The sequence below is a fragment of the Acidovorax sp. NN32 genome (assembly GCF_057597245.1).
The window spans coordinates 4,411,965-4,430,382 of the sequence record NZ_CP199679.1 but is presented as its reverse complement, the minus strand read 5'-3'; the positions used below and the strand labels follow the sequence as shown (position 1 = coordinate 4,430,382).

At 66.2% G+C, this 18,418-nt stretch carries 16 protein-coding genes; 5 read left to right on the top strand and 11 right to left on the bottom strand.

Annotated features, from left to right (window positions below; all coding sequences use genetic code 11):
• Positions 1-9 precede the first annotated feature (9 nt).
• A complete protein-coding gene (locus tag ACT89O_RS20360; protein WP_487261013.1) occupies positions 10-1,029 on the bottom strand; it encodes an LLM class flavin-dependent oxidoreductase in 1,020 nt (339 codons plus the stop codon).
• A 203-nt stretch (positions 1,030-1,232) separates the two neighbouring features.
• On the opposite strand from ACT89O_RS20360, the gene ACT89O_RS20355 reads away from it, so the two are divergent.
• Together ACT89O_RS20355 and ACT89O_RS20350 are read left to right on the top strand one after the other, a co-directional pair.
• Entirely contained in the window at positions 1,233-1,718 is a 486-nt protein-coding gene (locus tag ACT89O_RS20355; RefSeq protein WP_055395973.1) for a CZB domain-containing protein, read from the top strand.
• A 349-nt stretch (positions 1,719-2,067) separates the two neighbouring features.
• The gene (locus ACT89O_RS20350) at positions 2,068-2,820 is read left to right on the top strand and encodes a M48 family metallopeptidase (protein ID WP_487261012.1); all 753 of its coding nucleotides are present in this window, start codon (positions 2,068-2,070) and stop codon (positions 2,818-2,820) included.
• A gap of 131 nt (positions 2,821-2,951) precedes the next feature.
• On the opposite strand, the gene ruvC is transcribed toward ACT89O_RS20350, so the two are convergent.
• The 4 genes from ruvC to ACT89O_RS20330 all read right to left on the bottom strand — a co-directional run bounded on the left by ruvC (position 2,952) and on the right by ACT89O_RS20330 (position 6,347).
• Positions 2,952-3,500, bottom strand: a complete 549-nt coding sequence (gene ruvC / locus ACT89O_RS20345) for a crossover junction endodeoxyribonuclease RuvC (RefSeq protein ID WP_055395965.1) — start codon at positions 3,498-3,500, stop codon at positions 2,952-2,954.
• 82 nt (positions 3,501-3,582) lie between these two features.
• A complete protein-coding gene (locus ACT89O_RS20340; protein WP_055395967.1) occupies positions 3,583-4,575 on the bottom strand; it encodes a phosphatidate cytidylyltransferase in 993 nt (330 codons plus the stop codon).
• A gap of 2 nt (positions 4,576-4,577) precedes the next feature.
• Positions 4,578-5,351: a lysophospholipid acyltransferase family protein gene (locus ACT89O_RS20335; protein ID WP_121508584.1), complete on the bottom strand. Its 774-nt coding sequence runs from the start codon at positions 5,349-5,351 to the stop codon at positions 4,578-4,580.
• An 84-nt stretch (positions 5,352-5,435) separates the two neighbouring features.
• A complete protein-coding gene (locus ACT89O_RS20330) occupies positions 5,436-6,347 on the bottom strand; it encodes an AraC family transcriptional regulator (protein ID WP_487261011.1) in 912 nt (303 codons plus the stop codon).
• A gap of 25 nt (positions 6,348-6,372) precedes the next feature.
• On the opposite strand from ACT89O_RS20330, the gene ACT89O_RS20325 reads away from it, so the two are divergent.
• Positions 6,373-7,869 carry a cytochrome P450 gene (locus ACT89O_RS20325; RefSeq protein WP_487261010.1) on the top strand — a complete coding sequence of 499 codons (1,497 nt, stop codon included), beginning with the start codon at positions 6,373-6,375 and terminating at the stop codon, positions 7,867-7,869.
• Between the two features lie 4 nt (positions 7,870-7,873).
• On the opposite strand, the gene ACT89O_RS20320 is transcribed toward ACT89O_RS20325, so the two are convergent.
• The 5 genes from ACT89O_RS20320 to ACT89O_RS20300 form a co-directional block, all read right to left on the bottom strand.
• A complete protein-coding gene (locus ACT89O_RS20320) occupies positions 7,874-8,827 on the bottom strand; it encodes an MBOAT family O-acyltransferase (protein ID WP_121421135.1) in 954 nt (317 codons plus the stop codon).
• Positions 8,828-8,894: 67 nt separating this feature from the next.
• A complete protein-coding gene (mtgA, locus tag ACT89O_RS20315; RefSeq protein ID WP_055394917.1) occupies positions 8,895-9,629 on the bottom strand; it encodes a monofunctional biosynthetic peptidoglycan transglycosylase in 735 nt (244 codons plus the stop codon).
• A gap of 29 nt (positions 9,630-9,658) precedes the next feature.
• Entirely contained in the window at positions 9,659-10,507 is an 849-nt protein-coding gene (aroE, locus tag ACT89O_RS20310) for a shikimate dehydrogenase (protein ID WP_487261009.1), read from the bottom strand.
• Positions 10,508-10,576: 69 nt separating this feature from the next.
• A complete protein-coding gene (locus ACT89O_RS20305) occupies positions 10,577-11,437 on the bottom strand; it encodes an energy transducer TonB (RefSeq protein ID WP_055394913.1) in 861 nt (286 codons plus the stop codon).
• A 32-nt stretch (positions 11,438-11,469) separates the two neighbouring features.
• Positions 11,470-13,545 (bottom strand): ribonuclease catalytic domain-containing protein, encoded by a 2,076-nt coding sequence (locus tag ACT89O_RS20300; protein ID WP_487261008.1) that lies wholly within the window; start codon positions 13,543-13,545, stop codon positions 11,470-11,472.
• A gap of 94 nt (positions 13,546-13,639) precedes the next feature.
• Between ACT89O_RS20300 and ACT89O_RS20295 the strand changes: the two genes are divergently transcribed.
• Positions 13,640-15,217: a Wzy polymerase domain-containing protein gene (locus tag ACT89O_RS20295; RefSeq protein WP_487261007.1), complete on the top strand. Its 1,578-nt coding sequence runs from the start codon at positions 13,640-13,642 to the stop codon at positions 15,215-15,217.
• Between the two features lie 41 nt (positions 15,218-15,258).
• Here the strand turns inward: ACT89O_RS20295 and ACT89O_RS20290 are convergent, their stop codons facing one another.
• The gene (locus ACT89O_RS20290; RefSeq protein ID WP_436131291.1) at positions 15,259-15,843 is read right to left on the bottom strand and encodes a YqiA/YcfP family alpha/beta fold hydrolase; all 585 of its coding nucleotides are present in this window, start codon (positions 15,841-15,843) and stop codon (positions 15,259-15,261) included.
• Positions 15,844-15,953: 110 nt separating this feature from the next.
• On the opposite strand from ACT89O_RS20290, the gene ACT89O_RS20285 reads away from it, so the two are divergent.
• A complete protein-coding gene (locus ACT89O_RS20285; protein WP_487261006.1) occupies positions 15,954-18,392 on the top strand; it encodes a protein kinase domain-containing protein in 2,439 nt (812 codons plus the stop codon).
• Positions 18,393-18,418 lie beyond the last annotated feature (26 nt).

Genomic DNA, 18,418 nt, shown 5'->3' with positions numbered 1-18,418 from the left:
TCAAGGCACTCAGCGGCTTTCCCACGCTTCGGCGTGGGCCTGTGCCGCAACATCCAGCGAGCGCAGGCGTAGAGCTGGGTCGTAGAGATCACTCACGAGCATCAGTTCATTGGCCCCGGTGGCTTCGGTGAGCTGTGCAAGGCCCGCGCGCACCGTGTCGGGCCCGCCGATCACGGCAGCGGCCAGAAAGTCGCCAATCGCGGCGCGCTCCTGGGGCTGCAGCTGCGCGGCGTAGTTCTCAACGGGCGGCAGCAGGCGGCGCCGGTCGCCGGTCAGAATGCCCAGCACCCGCTGGTAGGTGCTGCTGGCCAGAAACTCCGCTTCTTCATCCGTGGGGGCCGCAATCAGCGGCACCCCAATCACCACATAGGGCTGGGGCCAGGCGGCGGACGGCCGGTACAGGTTGCGGTACAGGTCAATGGCCTGGTGCAGCAGGCGCGGGGCAAAGTGCGAGGCAAAGGCATATGGCAGCCCGCGCTCCGCCGCCAGTTGCGCCGAAAACAGGCTGGAGCCCAGCAGCCAGATCGGCACGTTGGTGCCCGCACCGGGCATGGCAATCAGGCGCTGGCCTGGTTCGGCCGGGGCCAGCAGGCGCTGCAACTCTGCGACGTCCTGCGGAAAATCATCGGCTGTCTCCACCCGGCTGCGGCGCAGTGCGCGCATGGTGGTGGGGTCCGTGCCCGGCGCGCGCCCCAGTCCCAGGTCGATGCGGCCCGGGTACAGCTCGGCCAGGGTGCCAAAGGCCTCGGCCACCACCAGAGGCGCGTGGTTGGGCAGCATCACGCCGCCAGAACCCACACGGATGCGCGAGGTACCGCCGGCAATATGGCCCACCAGCACGGCGGTGGCTGAGCTGGCAATGCCCGCCATGTTGTGGTGCTCTGCCAGCCAGTAACGGGCAAAACCCAGCTTTTCAGCATGTTGCGCGGTGCGCAGGGCAATCTGCAGCGCATCGGCTACGGTCCCGCCCTCCCGGACGGCGACGAGGTCGAGCATGGACAGGGCGGGGCGTTGAGCAGTGGGAGTCATCCGTGCATTGTCTGGCCCTGGCCACATTGCTGCTGGCTACCGGGGCAGAGCTGGCAGGGCCAGAAGGGTTGACGCGCACGGTTTTTACCAAGAGGTCATTTTTTGGTAGCCAAAACCGCGCGCGCCCCACAGAATGTTTCAAGGCATTTCCGGCAGGACCATTCCTGGTGCTGGCGGACGGGGTGCCTCCACAGGGACCAAGCATGGGTTTTTTCAGTCGTCTGTTCAAGATCCGGGAGCAAGATCCCACCAGCCCTGACACCACCTGGGCCATGGAAGACAACGGCAGCGAATTGGTGCTGGACGCCGAGTACGCCTCCATGCTCATGACCGAAATCGATATCGACGCGGCCATTGCCAGCCATGAGCGCTGGCGCCTGCAGCTGCAGGACATGGTCAATGGCCGCTCGCAGGAAGTGATGCGGCCCGAACGCATCTGCCAGGACGATCGCTGCGACCTGGGCCGCTGGCTCTATGGCACGGGGCGCGTGCGGCTGGGGCATTACCCCGCGTTCGACATGCTGGTGGCCCGGCACAAATACTTTCACCAGCAGGCGGCCGATGTGGTGACTGCGTTCCAGGCGGGCGAGCAGCAAAAGGCCGTGCAACTGCTCAATAGCAGCTGCCGCCATGCGTCCAATCAGGTGCTGTTGTTGCTCAAGGAACTCAAGCGGGGCCTGGGGCGCTGATACCTTGGGGCGCGGTGTACACAGGCACGGCCAAGGCCAGTCCGCGCTGTGTGAATGATTGCTCTGTTTTTTATAGCTTAAAACGCTTTATACACAAGCGCTAAGGCCATTTTTATCTGAATTCTGCGAACATTTCCGGCGCCGCAACCTCGCCCAGTCCCCACCGTTTCGGCCCGCACGCCAGCATCGGCACACAGTTCTTACATCTGAAGACACGGCCGCCAGCGAGAAACGCCGTTGGCGTGGCTATCCTTCGGCGCGCGCCAACCATTGCTTGCAGTTGGTTGCGCAAAAACACAATCGATTCAAGACCAATCAAGAAGCTGACCACGTCAGAGAGGGAACCCCCATGGACCGCCGTAAATTGTTGACGCTCGTAACCCTGGCTTCCGGCGTGAGCGCCGTATCGCCCGTGTGGGCGCAGTTTGACCTGGGCAAGATGCTGGATGCAGGCAAGGACCTGGCCAAGTCCGAGAGCCTGTCGGACGAGGAACTCAAGAGCACGTTCGACCAGATGTCCGCCGAGATGGACAGCCAGAACCAGGTGGCCCCGGCAGGAAACCCCTATGCCAAGCGCCTCACGAAGCTCACCTCGGGCCTGGGCACCCACGACGGCCTCAAGATGAACTTCAAGGTCTACCTCACGCCGGAGATCAACGCCTTTGCCATGGCCAACGGCACCATCCGGGTGTATTCGGGTTTGATGGACAAGTTCACCGACGATGAAGTGCGCTATGTGATCGGCCACGAGATCGGCCACGTCAAGGCCGGCCACACCAAGGCCCGCATCCAGACCGCCCTGCGCACCAGCGCGCTGCGCAATGCCGTGGCGTCGAGCAACGGCAAGGCCGGTGCCATTGCCAACTCGCAGCTGGGTGACCTGTTCGAGAAAGTGGTGCGCGCCCAGCATTCGCAAAGCAACGAGCGCGAGGCTGACGACTACGCCATGGGCTTCATGAAGGCCAAGCGATACCAGCCCGCCGCTTGCGTCACTGCGCTGGAAAAACTCGCCGCCATGTCGGGCGGGGAGTCGACCAGCTTTTTGTCTACCCATCCGTCACCCAAGGAGCGGGCGGACCGGATGAAGACGCAGGTTGCCTGACCTTTCGCTGTTGCTAAAGCCTGGTGGGGCAGTACCGCGTCTTCGGGCGCGGTATTTTTTTGTCCGCACATTTCGACATCCCCGCGGCCGTGGGCGCCCATCCGCGCGGCGGTGCTTTGGCTCGCCTGGGGTCAGTAACTCCGCCCACCCTTGTACATCGCATGCTGGCGCCGGTTCAGCGTGGCGGCTTCGCCCAGCCGCCCCATGGCAGCACCCGCATGCGCATGTGTGATGGCCATGCCCAGGCCATCGGCCGCGTCGGTGCCTGGCACGCCGGGCAGGCTGAGCAGGCGCCGCACCATCTCCTGCACCTGGCTCTTGGCGGCGCGGCCGTGGCCGACCACGGCTTTTTTCATCTGCAGCGCGGTGTATTCGGCCACCGGCAAATTGCTCGCCACCAGGGCCGTGATGCAGGCGCCCCGTGCCTGGCCCAGCAGCAGGGTGGACTGGGGATTGACGTTGACGAACACGATCTCGACCGAGGCCACATCGGGTTCATAGCGGGCCGCCACTTCGGTGATGCCGTCGAACAGGATCTTCAGGCGCCCGGGCAGATCGCCCAGCGCCAGCGTGGTGGTGCGGATGGTGCCGCTGGCTACGTAGCTGAGCTTGTGGCCGTCCATGTCTACCACGCCAAATCCGGTGGTCTGCAGGCCGGGGTCGATGCCTAAGATGCGCATTTGCTCACTATTTGATAGCTGCTATCGCTTGTTGGTAAAGCGCTAGATGCCAATTTTCTTGAAAATTTCTGGGTCGGTTCATTTACAGACCGAAGTACCAGCGCACCGAATGGAAAAACACCGGCGCCGCAAAACACAGCGCGTCCACCCGGTCGAGCAGGCCACCCGCACCGGTGACCGACATGCCCTGCATGCCCCAGCTGGTGATCCCCCGGTCGCGCTTCAGGGCCTTCATCACCAGGTGCCCCAGGCTGCCCGCCACGCAGGCCAGCAGCGCCATACCGAGCGCCTGGCCGGGCTTGAACGGGGTGATGAACGTGAGCAGCCCGCCGGCCAGCCCCCCGGCCGCCACACCGGCCAGCCAGCTCGTCCACTGAAAACTCTGGCTCACCTGCGGCGCCACGGGCTTGTGCGGAAAGCGCCGCCCCAGCAGGTGCTGCACCAGCATGCAGGTCTGCACCACAAACACCAGGAAAAACACCAGAAACGCGCCCTTGTCGCGGTAGCCCGGAAAGTCCAGCAGCAGCAGCGCGGGCACGTGGCTCATGCCATACACGCAGACCATGATGCCCCACTGCAGCTTGGCGTTGCGCTCCAGAAAACGCTGCGGGTCATTGGCCAGCGCACTCACCACAGGCAAGGCCAGGAACACGTAGACGGGGATGAACACCGTGAACAGGTCAAAGTGCTTGCTGCCTACGATCCAGAACTGCAGCGGCAGCACCACAAAAAACGCCAGCACCAGGCTGCGGTGGTCGCCACGCCGTGTGGGCGACAGCGTGATGAACTCGCGCAGCGCAAAAAACCCCACGATGGCAAACAGCACGGTGGCTACCGTGTCGCCCAGGACCCAGCCAATCCAGAAGACGGAAGCCATCATCCAGGATGTTTTGAGCAGTCCCCAGAAACGCTTGGCTTCGAGGATGCGGGCTTCGGACTCAGGGTCGTCGCTGGCGTGTTCACGCAGATTGCGTACGAAGGCCCAGATGGTGACGACGGACAGGATGCCAAACATCACCAGGAACAGGGCACCGACCTGCTGGGTGGCAGTCAAATTGCGGAGGAAGTTGTTCATGTTCAGACTTCCCTGAGCGCAATGACTGCACGGCGTGCCCGGTCGAGGAACGGGCGACGCTCTTCACCTGCCTCCAGCTGCACAGGCTCTCCAAAAGTCACCGAGCACAGGATGGGCACCGGCACCACTTCGCCCTTGGGCATTACGCGCTGCACGTTGTTGATCCAGGCGGGCACCAGCACCACCTGCGGGAACATTTGCGCCAGCTTGAACAGGCCCGACTTGAATGGCTGCGGCTCGTCGCCATGGCCGCGCGTACCTTCGGGAAAGATCACGATGGAGTCTCCGCTCTCCAGCGCACGCACCAGAGGGGCCAGCGGGTCGGACTCGGGCAGGGCTGCGCGCAGCTCCTCGGGGGTGGGCGCGCGGGGCGGGGCTTCGGGCGACGGATCGGGGCCGCCCGCCATGGCGGTGTCCGCGTCGCTGGCGGCGGTGGCCAGGGCCTCCAGCACGCCCACCGGCTCCGCCGCCAGGGGCGCCGGGGGCCGCGCAGGCGTGGCCTGACGGTCCACATACACGGCGTTGAACACGGCGGTGGTGATCCACTGGCGGAACGGCGTCTTGGTCCAGTAATCCTTGGCGGCAATGGGCCGCGTGATGCTGCGCAGCTCCTCGGGCAGGGCCGCCCAGATCAGCACCATGTCGGCGTGGCTCTGGTGGTTGGCGAAATAAATGCGCTGCTCGGCCTTGGGCGGGCAGCCGTACCAGCGGGCCTGGGAACCGGTCAGAAACCGCACGATCCCCAGCAGAAGGAAACTCATCAACTTGGCAAGCATGGCGGGGATGATACGTGGCGGGTGTGCCCGGTCGGGCGTGTACTGTGGCGGGCCGCAGCCGGGCGGCTGCAGCTACCCTGGCCACTACACCCAGATGCGATATGCCCAGAACGCTTCGTCGCCGTAGATGCCGTCGTACAGCGCCTGTGGGGCATAGCCGGTGATGCGCCGCGTGACGCGGCACAGGTGCGACTGGTCCGAGAAGCCCGCGCCTGCCGCCACGTCGGCCCATTTCACGGTGCCCTTCGCGGCGTCCGAAGCGATGGTGTCGAAAAACGCCTGCTCGGCCTTGCCAAAGCCGCGCAGCTCGCGCAGCGGCAGCCCGGCCCAGCGCTTGATGCGGCGCTCCAGCTGGCGCAGGCTGCGGCCGGGAGCCGATACAGCGGCGCGCTGCGCGAGGTGCATGGCCCAGTCACCGTAGCGCTGCACCTGCAGCGCCTGCGCGGGACGGCAGGCTTGCCAGCGGGGTTCCAGAAACGCCTCCAGGCAGTCCATGCGGGCGGCATCGCCCGGCTGGTGCTGCACGGCTTCGCACATCGCGATCCAGTCGGGTGGCAGCACGGTTTGCGCATCCACGAAACGGTCAGTCAGCGCCTCAGGCTCCAGGCCGGTGAGCTGGTGCAGCGCGTCGGGCATGAACATCACCATCATGGCGTGGGTGGGCGCTGCGCAATAGCTGGCGCTGGGCCGGGTCTGGGGGCCCGCCAGCACCCAGCGGCCGGGATACGCCTCGCGCGGGCTGTGCAGGCCGGGCTGGGTGTCGGGGCGGTCTGCCACCAGGGCTTCGCTGCGGCCTTCAAACCACCAGCTCAGGCTGCAAAGGGGCGTGGCCGGAAAGCGGTTGATGCGTTGCTCATCCCGCAGCGTGTGGCCCACCGTGCTGCGCACCATGGTGCCGCGCAGGCAGGCCGACAGGCTGGCGCGCGGCAGCCACAGCTGGCCCGAGGGGATCAGCCCCTGCGGATGCCGTGCGGAAGGTGGGATCAGGGTTGCCATGGGGCGCGAGTGTAGGCCAGGGGCGATGTCGAATTCGTTCAATACCTGCCCGCTGCTGCGCCGCACCATCCGCACCATGAACCACGCAACCACCACTGCCCCATCGAAGCCCGCAACACCTTCGCCCTCTGCGCAGCTTGCGCCAGCCCGGCACCCCGAGCTCGGTGGCCCGCCCAGCCGCTGGTGGGGCCTGCCCTTGTTGCAGGAGATGCGTGCCGATTACCTGGGCTTCGTCACCCGCTTGCAGCGCGACCATGGCGACCTCACCCGCATGCGCCTGGTTAATGAAGATGCCTGGGACCTCCTGTCGCCCGACCTCGTGCGCGAGGCGCTGGTTACCCACGCAGACCACCTGATCCGCTGGGAGCGCGGCATCGCCGTGTTCGAGCAGGTGTTCGGCCAGAGCGTGCTGGTGACCGAGGGCGACACCTGGCAGCGCCAGCGCCGCATGCTGATGCCTGCTTTTACCCCCAAACGCGTGGCGGGCTACGCGCAGCTCATGACCGATGCTGCCCGCAGCGCGCTCGACGCCGCCGTGCCCGCTGGCCAGGCCGAAGCGTTGGTGCCCATGGACATGCTCTGGACCGATGTGGCCATGGACGTGATCCTGCGCACGCTGTTCAGCGAATCGGCCCAGGCCGACGCGTGCGATGCCGCCTGGGCCACGCAGACGCTGTCGGAGACAGCCTTCCGAGAAATGTTCATGCCCTTCACGCTGCCCGACTGGCTGCCCCTGCCCGGCAAGGCCGCCAAGCGGCGCGCGCTCAAGGCACTCAAGGGGCTGGTGCAGCGCCACATCGGTGCGCGCAGCCGGGATGCGGCAGATTCAGCAGGCGCCCCGCCACGCACTGACCTGCTGCACATGCTGCTGGCGCTGCGCGACGAATCCACCGGCGAGCCGCTGTCGCCGCAGGAAGTGTTCGACCAGTGCATGGTCAGCTTCCAGGCCGGGCACGAGACCAGCGCCACCACGCTGCTGTGGTGGAGCCGCCTGATGGCCGAACACCCCGAGGCCGCGCAACGCGCACAGGCCGAGGTGGACAGCGTGCTGCCCCCGGGCCAGACGCCCGGCCCCGAGCACCTTGCCCGGTTGCCCTTTCTGGCCGCAACCCTCAAGGAGGCGCTGCGCCTGTACCCGCCCATTGCCGCGCTGATGACCCGGCGCACCACCGCACCCATCACGCTGGGCGGCGTGGAGGTGCCCCAGGGCGCCATGCTGCGCATCACGCCCTGGGTGCTGCACCGGGATGAACGCTGGTTTGCCCAGGCCGACCGCTTTGTGCCGGAGCGTTTTCTGGATGACGCCCCGGCCATCCCCAGAGGCGCGTGGATACCGTTTGGAGTGGGGCCACGCGTCTGTATTGGGCAGCACTTTGCGATGCTGGAGATGACGCTGCTGGCGGCTATGTTGCTGCAGCGGTACCGGCTGCGGTTGCCGGAGGGGGTGGCGGTGTGTGTGCCGAAGTTGCAGGTGACCTTGCGGCCGCAGGAGAGGGTGATGCTGTGGTTACAGAAGCGGTAGGCGGCTACCAGCCTTGCAGCCAGTCTGGCAGACCACGGGCGTAGAAAGGAGTCACTTCGTGGATGCTTGCAAAGAAGAACACGGACGAGGCCAGGTTGAACGCGAGGGTTCCGGCTATCCACGGGATGGCAGCCCAGCCCTTCTTGGTCCTGACGCGCAGGGTCATCGCCGCAGCGATCCCGTGCATGGCGAAGAAGACCGACTGATAGCCTTGCACGCGCCCAATCGCAGCGTAGAAGATGAATTCGTGGATCAGTGCAGACAAGCCAAAGACCAGGAGCGTTGTTCGCACCGGCGTGCGAGAGCCGCCAAGGGGTTTGAAGATGTCCTCCCAAAAGAATTGCTGCATGTTGCGGTTGTACCGCCGCCAGAAGTCTGCTGGGGTGCGCGCCGCAAAAGGATGGTCCATGTATTCGCGCGCCGCCCCACCAGACAATCTCCACAGCGCGGCGGAGGCGGAAAGCCCGGAAACGATCGCCACCATCAGGGCGGTCACTTTACTTGTGTGTTCAAGAAGAAAGGGCCAGCCTTGCCAATCCACACTGAACAGAACATTCAGGAGTGCGATGCCGATAGCGCCGCCCATCGTTCCCAGCACCAGACGGGATAGGTTTGCGTTCCTGGGCACTGGGCGCTCGCGCGGTAGACACCGCCGAACCAGAACGAAAGGGTGGGCGAGAAAAGCCAAAAAATCTTTCCACACCAGTGGCGATCTCATTCGCAGCTCCAGCCAGGCGTCGATCACCTTGATGGCTATGAGGGTTGCTGACATGGCAGCGAGGAACCGTGGAAGCGGTTGGTTGGCAGGGATCAGCCACGGCGATAGGGCGATCAGCAGGCAACCGCCCAGCAGGGCGCCGGACTGCGCGTGGTTGGCCCCACCTCGCTGCGACAGCAACGGGAAGCAGGCTATCGCCAAGAGGTAAGGGACAAAAAATCCGGCGAATAGGGGCAGCATGGTGTCTTGCTTGCTTCGTTGTGTGCTGTCACTTCAATCGCAGTGACATGTGCCGTGGCGCTCGCGCTCACGGCAGCTCCGCACTACCCATCCGCCCGAGAATCGTCCGCGTCCGTCCCGCCAGATACGCCGACCCGGGCGTCTTCTCAAACCGCTTGGGTGCAGGCAGCATCACCGCCAGCCGCGCGGCTTCCGTGGCGCTCAGGCGCGAGGCGCTTTTGCGGAAGTAGTGCTGCGCGGCCGCCTCGGCGCCGAACACGCCTTCGCCCCATTCCACGCTGTTCAGATAAATCTCCAGGATGCGCTGCTTGCTCAGCAGCTGCTCCAGCAGCAGCGTGAGTACAAATTCCTGCCCCTTGCGCAGCAGCGTGCGTTCGCCGGATAGCAGCAGGTTCTTGGCCAGTTGCTGCGTGATGGTGGAGCCACCCCGGATCTTGGGGGCGCGCACGGGGCGGTCGGGGGCACGGGCCTGGGCTTTGTTGGCCAGGGCCTCGGCCTTGGCGTTGCGCTCCCAGGCTTTTTCGATGGCATTCCAGTCCACGCCGTCGTGGCTCACAAAGCCATCGTCTTCCGAGGCGATCACGGCGCGCTTGAGCTGGTCGGAGATGCTGGCGTAGGGCATCCACTGCTGGCGCCAGGGGACGTTGCCTTTGGTGGTGAGCAGCGTCCAGGCCTCGGAGCGCTGAAAGCTGGTGGATTCGGGGTCGATGACCACCATGGCCGCGATACGGACCACAAAGAACAGCTGCAGCGCCACGAAGGCGAGCACCACCAGTCCCAGCCAGCGCAGCACGGCTTTCATCGCGGTGTGTCTCCTCGTGTGGGGTGTTGTTATTTGGATGAGTTGGCCTGCTGCATTTCCTGCAGCACCTGGGCCGACGGTGGGCGCACGCCGCGCCACAGCAAGAAGGCTTCGGCGGCTTGCTCGACCAGCATGCCCAGGCCGTCACGCGGAACGGCGCCGTGCTGGCGGGCCCAATCCAGAAAACCCTGCGCGGCGGGGCCATACATCATGTCGTAGGCCAGGCAACCGGGGCGCAGCACGCGGGCGGACACCGGCACTTCGGCACCGGCCAGGCTGCTGGCTGTGGCATTGATAATCACATCGAAATTGGCCTCTAGTGCTTGTGGAGTAAGCGCAATAAGCTCTGATTTTTGTAGCAACGCAAGCGCACTGTGAGACTGCACCAGGGCCTGCGCCTTGGCCAGCGTGCGGTTGGCCACCGTGATGTGGCGGGCTCCTGCCAGCAACAACGGGCCCAGCACGCCCGCAGCGGCGCCACCGGCGCCTACCAGCAGCACATCGCGTCCCGCCAGCGACACACCCGCGTTGCGCGTGATGTCGGCCACCAGGCCCAGGCCGTCGGTGTTGTCGGCATAGATGCTGCCGTCGGTGCGGAAGGTGAGGGTGTTGGCCGCACCGGCCAGCTGCACGCGCTCGCTGCATTCGGTGGCGAGAAGTGGTGCGTCGGTTTTGAACGGAACCGTCACGTTGCAACCGCGCCCGCCCTGGGCCACGAAGTCGCGCACGCCCTGGGCAAAACCATCCATGGGCACCAGGCGGCGTTCGTAGGCGATGTGCTCACCCGTCAGTTCGGCAAAGCGGGCGTGGATGGCGGGGGAGCGGCTGTGCGCCACCGGATTGCCCATCACGCAGTACAGGTCGGCGGCTTGGCTCATGGGTAAAAAATCGTGCGGTATGAAAAAAGGCGGGTTGGCAGGGCCGCCGCGGGCAGGGCCTGGTGGCGACTAGCGGACGCTGGTCTCCAGCGTCTGATCGCGCGTGAACTTGAAGCGCGCCACCATGGCGATCTGGTCGGCCTTCTTGCGCATGTCGGCGCCAAACGCGCCAAACGGGCCGGCAGCCCGGGCAATCGCCTCGGCGCGCCGGTCCAGCGTGGGGTTGCCCGAGCCTTGCACCACCTCGGTGTCGAGCACGCGGCCGTCGTGGTTGACGGTGACGATCATGGTCAGCTCGCCATACAGCTTCTTTCCGCCCTGTTCGGGGAAGTTTTCGGTGCCCTTGTCTTCCACCTTGCGGCGCAGGCCGTCGTAATAGATGGCGTAGGCCTCTTCGCGCGTGGCGGGGCTGATGTAGCGCTTCTTGGGGCGCGAGTTTTCTTCATTGATGCGCTTTTCGATCTCGGCGAGCAGCTTGACGAGCTGGCGGCGCTTTTCCTGCTCGTTGGCCTGCTCGGCGCTCTGGCTGGCCTGGCGCGGATCGGGCTCGGGCATGGTGGCCAGCTGCTTGCGCAACTGGGCCAGCAATTGCGCCTGCTGCTCCTGCATCGCGTCCATCTTGCGCTGGGCTTCTTCGTAGTCGTCGCCCACCGTGGTCAGCGCGGTGTAGGGCAGGGGGCTGGTGGCGCGGCCCTTCTCGGCATCGCCGCCGCCGGCCAGGTTGGCCTGGGCAATCGCCTGGGCCTTGTCGGGGCGCTCGTTGGACTTGGCGTTGACCAGGATGACTTCGAGCGGCGTGTCCTGGAACACGCGGTTGAAGCCCTCGGGGTCGATGAAACGCACCGAGATGAGCGCGGCATGCACGGCCACCGAGATGCCCAACGCGAGCTGCAGCGTGCTGAAGGTGCGGAGGAAGGCAGGGAGTTTCATCGCCAGCAATTATCAGGGGCTGTCAGGGGGAATCAGGCGGCCGGTGCTGCCGCAGCGGCTTCGGCGGGTGCCTCGTTCACGTCCACTGCAATGGCAATCGGTCCGGCCACGGTATCGTCGTCCTCGGCATCGTCCACCGGGCCGTCGTCTCTGGTGTCGGCAGGGTCATCCAGGCGCTCGATCACGGTGCCATGGATATCGAGGGTGATCTCGTCCACCTCGCCCAGCTTGACCTTCAGGCGCGCGCCGCGCGGCAGGTTCTGCGCGCCCAGCACGGGGAAGACCAGCGGAATATCGTCTGCACGAACGAGGAAGCTGCCGCCCGGGCCTTCCTTGAAGACGGTGGCATTGAGCTCAGTGATGCCGTTCTGCTCTACATATTTGAGCGTCCAGAACCGTTCCATGCCCGCCTGGTAGCCGTTGTAGGCGCTGTAGGCGCCGTCGAAGCTGCTGATGATGGAGAACAGGTCGGCATCCTTGGGCTTGAAAGGCGCGGCCAGCGCAGCGGTCTTGCCGTGACGGGCGCAGGCAATGATTTGCCACTGGTTGACCAGATCGGTGTAGCGGCGCAGGGGCGACGTGGCCCACGAATACGCTTTGACGCCGATGCCCGCATGCGGCAGCGCCTTGGTGCCCATCCGCACCTTCACGCCGGGCGCCATGCTGGCCTGGCTGCGGTAGATGCCGGGCACTCCCAGCTCGGCCATCCAGCTGCCCCAGGTGCTGTTGGCCACGATCATGGCCTCGGCCACGATCAAATCGAGCGGCGCGCCGCGCTGGCGTACGCTGATCTGCACTTGTTCATCGCCCGTGGGCTCGGCACCGTTGTTGCCGACCAGGCGGAAGTTGTAGTCCGGCCGGTTGAAGTTCTCGGGCTTGCCACGCACCACTTCGCGGCGGGCTTTGAGGTCCTTGGCAAGGCGGTGCAAAAATGATAGCTGGGGGCGCAGGTCAGACAAGCGCTGGGGGTCGTTTTGATGCTCGAACGCCGGGTTGGAGAGCCATTCTTCGGTCACCACGCTGTCGAGCTGGTCGTGGCGCAGGTTGGCGACCACGTGCACGCGCTCGAGCTTGGTTTCAGAGCTTTTGAATTCCAGCGTGGCTTCGTCGATGGTGACGTACAGCGACACGGCCGGGTTGGCGCGGCCTTCGTCCAGCGTGTAGGTCTGCACCACGTCATCCGGCAGCATGGTGATCTTGTAGCCCGGCATGTACACCGTGGACAGGCGCGCGCGGCCCAATTGGTCGATGGCGCTGCCCGGCTGGATGGCCAGACCCGGCGCGGCGATGTGGATGCCCAGCACCACGGTGCCCGTGCCCAGGCCCTGCACCGACAGCGCATCGTCGATTTCGGTGGTCTGCGAGTCATCGATGGAATACGCCTGCGCGGTGGACAGCGGCAGCTCGTCCGCAATGGCGGGTGCGGTGACGGCGGGAAAGCCCGTGCCCTTGGGGAAGTTCTCGAACAAGAAGCGCTTCCAGTGGAACTGGAAGCTCGAATCGATGGCGCCCGCCTTTTGCAGCAGGTCGAGCGGCGCGGTGTGTGTGGCGCGGCTGGCGTCCACCACGGCCTTGTACTCGGGCGCGTTCTTGTCGGGCTTGAACAGGATCTTGTAAAGCTGGTCGCGGATGGGCTGCGGGCATTCGCCCCGTCCCAGCGCGGCGGCCCATTCGTCGATCTGCGCGAGGATGGCCTTTTTCTTCTCGATGGCGGCCAGCGCCTGCTGCAGGATCTCGGCCGATGCCTTCTTGAACCGGCCCTTGCCCGCACGGCGGAAGTAGTGCGGGGCGTCGTACAGGCGGAACAGCGCACCGGCCTGCTGGGCCAGGGTGGCGTTTTCAGAGAAATAGTCCCGCGCCAGGTCGGCAAAGCCGAACTCGTCTTCGGGCGCGAACTCCCAGGCCAGGTCCAGCTCAATGGTTTCGGCCACGGCCTGGGCCTGGTCGATCAAGTCGGCAGGCGAGGGTTTCTCGAATTTCAGGAGGATGTTGGCGGCCTTGACCTTGACCCGCTTGCCCGAGTCGAGCTCAACCTGGGCGGATGTATCGGCTTCGGACAGGATACGACCGGCCATGAACTTGCCGGCTTCTTCAAACAATGCGTGCATGGGCGGCATTGTCCCATGGGTGCCGCGCCGGTCCGACGGCCCCGGGCCTGCCCCTATGATCCAGGGCTTTGCACGATGGCCCGGTTCTTTCGACATGTTTTTTGATGCCATTGCCGTTCCGCTGGCCATGCTCGCAGTGGCTTTGCCGTTTCTGTTTGCCGTCACTGACTCCCCAATCGCCAACTTCTGGCCGCTGATCGCGTCCTGGGTGTGTGGGGCGGTGCTTTTGCTGCTGGCAGCCGGGTGGGCACGCGCCGGGGTCGCGCAGCGCAGGGGGCCTGCGGGCTGGGGTTGGCTGCTGGCGGGTGGGCTGGGGCTGGCCGCGCTGGTGGCCAGCGTCATCGGGCTGGTGCAGTACGTTGCTGGCGATGTCGGCCTGAGGCCCTGGATTCATGCCTCGGTGCCGGGCCAGGCGGTGGGCAACCTGCGCCAGCGCAACCAGCAGGCCACCCTGCTCAGCCTGGGCGCGTGGGCCTGGCTGTGGTGGACGCTGCATGCCCGTCCACAAGGCAACGCGGACTTGGCCGGGGCGGCCAGCCCAGGCTGCCCACCTTCCTCCGGCGTGTGGGGCGTGCTGACCGCCGTGGCGCTGATGTGGATCGCCGTGGGCGGGGCCGCCACAGCGTCGCGGACCGTGGTGGTGCAGTGGCTGCTTGTCCTGGTGCTTCTGGCCATGTGGCGTGGCGCTGGCCGTGGGGAGGCGCTGCGCCTGGGTATCGCAGGGTTTGCGGTTTTTCTGGTGGCCGCCTGGGTGCTGCCGGAGGCGCTCTGGAAGTTTCAGGGCGTGCGCGCAGATGCCTTGTTCCACCGTTTTACGGACGGATCGCACACCTGCACCAGTCGGCGGGTGCTGTGGTCCAACGTGCTCACCCTGATTGCGCAGAAACCGTGGCTGGGCTGGGGCTGGGGCGAACTGGACTACGCACACTACATCACGCTGTTCCCGGGCGAGCGCTTTTGTGTGCTGCTGGACAACGCGCACAACCTGCCCCTGCACCTGGCCGTAGAGCTGGGCCTGCCCGCTGCCGTGGCGTTGTGCGGGGTCGTCGTGGCAGGGTGCCTGTGGGCCCGGCCTTGGCGCGAAACCGAGCCCGTGCGCCAACTGGCCTGGGGCGTGCTGGCGATCATCGGACTGCACAGCATGCTGGAATACCCGCTGTGGTACGGGCCGTTCCAGGTGGTGGCCTTGCTCTCGGTGGCGATCCTGGTCTTGCCCCGGCGCGACGAAGCATCGGATGGGCGCGCGTGGCCTGCGGGGGCTGCAGCGCTGGTGGCAGCCTTCGCAGTCCTGGGTGCCTGCGGCCTTGCCGCCTGGGACTACCACCGCGTGAGCCAGCTTTACAAGCCGGGGGCGCAGCGGGCTGCCGCGTACCGTGAGGACACGCAGGCCAAGGTGTCCCATTCGCTGCTGTTTTCGGGCCCGCTGGACTTTGCGCGCCTGACCACCACGGGGCTGACCCGCGACAACGCAGCGCGCATGAACGCCCTGGCCCAGGAACTGCTGCATTACTCCCCCGAGCCCCGCGTCATTGAAGTGCTGGTTGAAAGTGCCGTGATGCTGGGCAAGGACGACGAAGCGGCTTTCCACATGAAGCGCTACCGTGCAGCCTACCCGGACGACTATGCCCGCTGGATGGGGGCGGGTGGCACCCGGGCATCTCAGGCACGTTGAAGAGGTTCTGATGCGCTGGTGCCCCCGGCGCCCGGGTGATGTCAGGCCAGAGCCAGGAACTCCGTCACCTGCGGCAGGTAGTCGCTGAAATTGGCGAGGGCGTGTTCTCCCCCCTCCTGCACCACCAGCCGTGCCTGCGGGTAGCGCGCCACCATTTCACGCCAGTCCAGCACCTCGTCGCCCTTGGCAATGATGGCCATCTCGGGCGCTGCGGGCGGCTGGCCTGTGGTGTCCAGCGCGCGCAGCTCGTCAATGTATTCAGGCTGGAAGTAAAACCGCTCCGCTGGGTCGTGCCAGGTGGTCTGCTCGCCGATGTACCGCGCAAGGTCACGCGCCGGGTGCACGGCCGGATTGAGCATCACGCTGGGGCAGCCCTTGTGCTGCGCCACCCAGCTGGCGTAAAAGCCACCGAGCGAGGAGCCGATCACCGCCATTGCTGCTCCGCGCCACGGGGCAATGCCCTGCGCGACCAGTTCCATCGCCGCTTTGGGGGAGGGCGGCAGCTGGGGGCACCAGAAGGTGACACCCGGGTGGTGCTGCGCCACATGCGCAGCCATCTGCCGCGCCTTGGCAGACTGGGGCGAAGAGCGAAAGCCGTGCAGGTACAGAAGGTGGGTGGTGGTCATGGAGGGGGAAAACGACAGGGCAGGGGAATCACTGCTGCGAAAGGGGTGGCCGAGACATAAGATGCATGGCATGGGCACCACGCGGTGGGCCCGCTGCCTTGATCCCCACCATGACTGATTTTGCCCCGCTTTCCACCGCCAAACGCTGGGCTTTGGGATCCACCGACAAGCCTCCCACGTCGCTGGGCCGCTTTGAACTGAAAAAGCTGCTGGGCCGGGGCGCCCAGGCCACCGTGTGGCTGGCGCTGGACCCGCGCCTGCAGCGCGAGGTGGCCATCAAGCTCATGCGCCCCGTGGAGGACCAGGACCCGTCGGTGCTGGAGCACTGGCTGCGCGAAGCCCGGCATGTGGGGCGCCTGGCGCACCCCTTCATCGTTCCGGTGTTTGAGGCCGATGTGCAGGGCCGCCAGCCCTACATCGTGTTCGAGTACGTTCCAGGCAAGACGCTGGCCGAGCATCTGGCGCAGCAGGGGCGCTGCACGCCGCACGACGCAGTGGCGCTGATGGTGGATGTGCTGGATGGCCTGCAGGCCGCGCACCAGGCCGGCATCGTGCACCGCGACCTCAAGCCTTCCAACATCATGATCGACACCCAGCGCCACGCGCGGGTGATGGACTTTGGCATGGCGGCGCCGGTGCAGGCTGTGCCGGATTCGCAACTGGCCAGTGGTACCCCGGCGTACCTCGCGCCCGAGGCGGCGGCCGGGGCGGCCCCTGCACCGGCCATGGATGTGTATTCGGCCGCCCTGGTGCTGGTGGAGCTGCTCACGGGCCGGCCACTGATCCACCAGAAAGACGCCTGGCAGGCGCTGTACCGCGTTGCCAACGAAACCCTGGTGCTGCCGGAAGACCTGGGGCCGGGCGTGGACGACGCCCTGCGGGCCATTTTGCAACGTGCGATGGCGCGCGAGCCGGGCCAGCGCTATCCGTCGGCGGCGGAGTTTCGCGATGCCTTGCGTGCCTGGGCCGCTCCGGCCAGCGCGCCCACGGCCGCCAGCAATGCCACGCTCGACTTCCTGCTGCGGCGCATGCGCCACAAAAGCGACTTTCCGGCGCTGTCGGACTCGGTGGCGCGCATCCAGCGCGTGGCCAACTCCGAGGACGACAGCATCAGCGATCTCACACACGAGATCCTCAAGGATGTGGCGCTCACCAACAAGTTGCTGCGCCTGGTCAACAGCGTGCATTTCGCGCATGCGGGCCGGGGCACCATCAGCACCGTGTCGCGGGCCGTGAGCCTGGTGGGCTTCAACGCCGTGCGCAACATGGCACTCAGCCTGGTGCTGCTGGACCACATGCAGGACAAGGCCCATGCAAGCCAGATGCGCGAGGAGTTTTTGCGCGCCATGATGGCTGGCTCGGTGGCGGCGGAGCTGTGCGAGCCCGGCCAGGCGGCTGAAGAGGCCTTCATTGGCGCGATGTTCCAGAACCTGGGCCGCATGTTGTGCGAGTTCTATTTTCCGGAAGAGGCGCGCCAGGTGCGCGCCCTGATGGAGACTGGCCGCGTGGAGGGGGGCGAAGAGTCGGCCGCGCTGCAGGTGCTGGGCTTGGGCTTTGAGGACCTGGGGGTGGGCGTGGCCCGCGTCTGGGGGCTGCCCGAGAGCCTGCAGCGCTGCATGCGCAAGCCCCTGGGCTCGCCCATGCAACGCGCGCCGGAGCAGGGGGTGGAGCGCCTGCGCTGGGTGGCGATGGCTGCCAATGAGGTGGCCAGCACCCTGCTGGCGAGCGATGCCGCGTCGCTGGAAGCCCGCCTGGCCCAGATCGGCACCCGCTATTCCCGTACGCTGGCGCTGTCTCCCGCAGCGATTTCGGAGGGCACTTTGCGCGCCCGCCACAAGCTCGTGGCGCTGGCCGAGGCGCTGGACCTGCGCGTAGCCCCCGGCACGCCTGCGGCGCGGCTGCTGCAGCTGCCCCCGGCGGCCGGTGCCGGGCCCGCGCAGGATGACGCCCTGGGCTCGCACGAGCTGCGGGCCAGCGAAACCCAGCCCTTGCCAGCGGTGCTGGAGTCGCAGGCCAGCGGCGCCGTGTCGGTCGCGCAGGTCAACGAAGTGCTGGCAGCGGGCATCCAGGACATCACCAATGCCATGGTCGAGAGTTTTCAGCTCAACGACGTGTTGCGCATGATCCTGGAGACCATGTTCCGCGCGCTGGGGTTTCGGCGCATGGTGTTTTGCCTGCGTGAGGCACGCACCGATTTGCTGACCGGCCGCTTTGGCCTGGGCGAGGGCAGCGAGGCCGCCGTGCGCGCCATGAAAGTCCCGCTCAAGGCGCCGGGCGACCTGTTTGCCGCCGTCTGCCTGCGCGGTGCCGATACGCTCATCAACGACGCGACGGAGCCCAAGATGCAGGCCCGCCTGCCCGAGTGGTACCGCGCGGGGCTCAATGCCCCCTCGTTCTTGCTGCTTCCGCTGCAGATCAAGGGGCAGACGTTTGCGCTTATCTATGCCGACCAGTCCACGGCAGGGGGCATCGTGGTGGACGACAAGGCCCTGGGCCTGCTGCGCACCCTGCGCAACCAGGCGGTGATGGCCTTCCGCCAGGCGGGGTGACGGTGGCGCGGCCCCAAGGGCCGCGA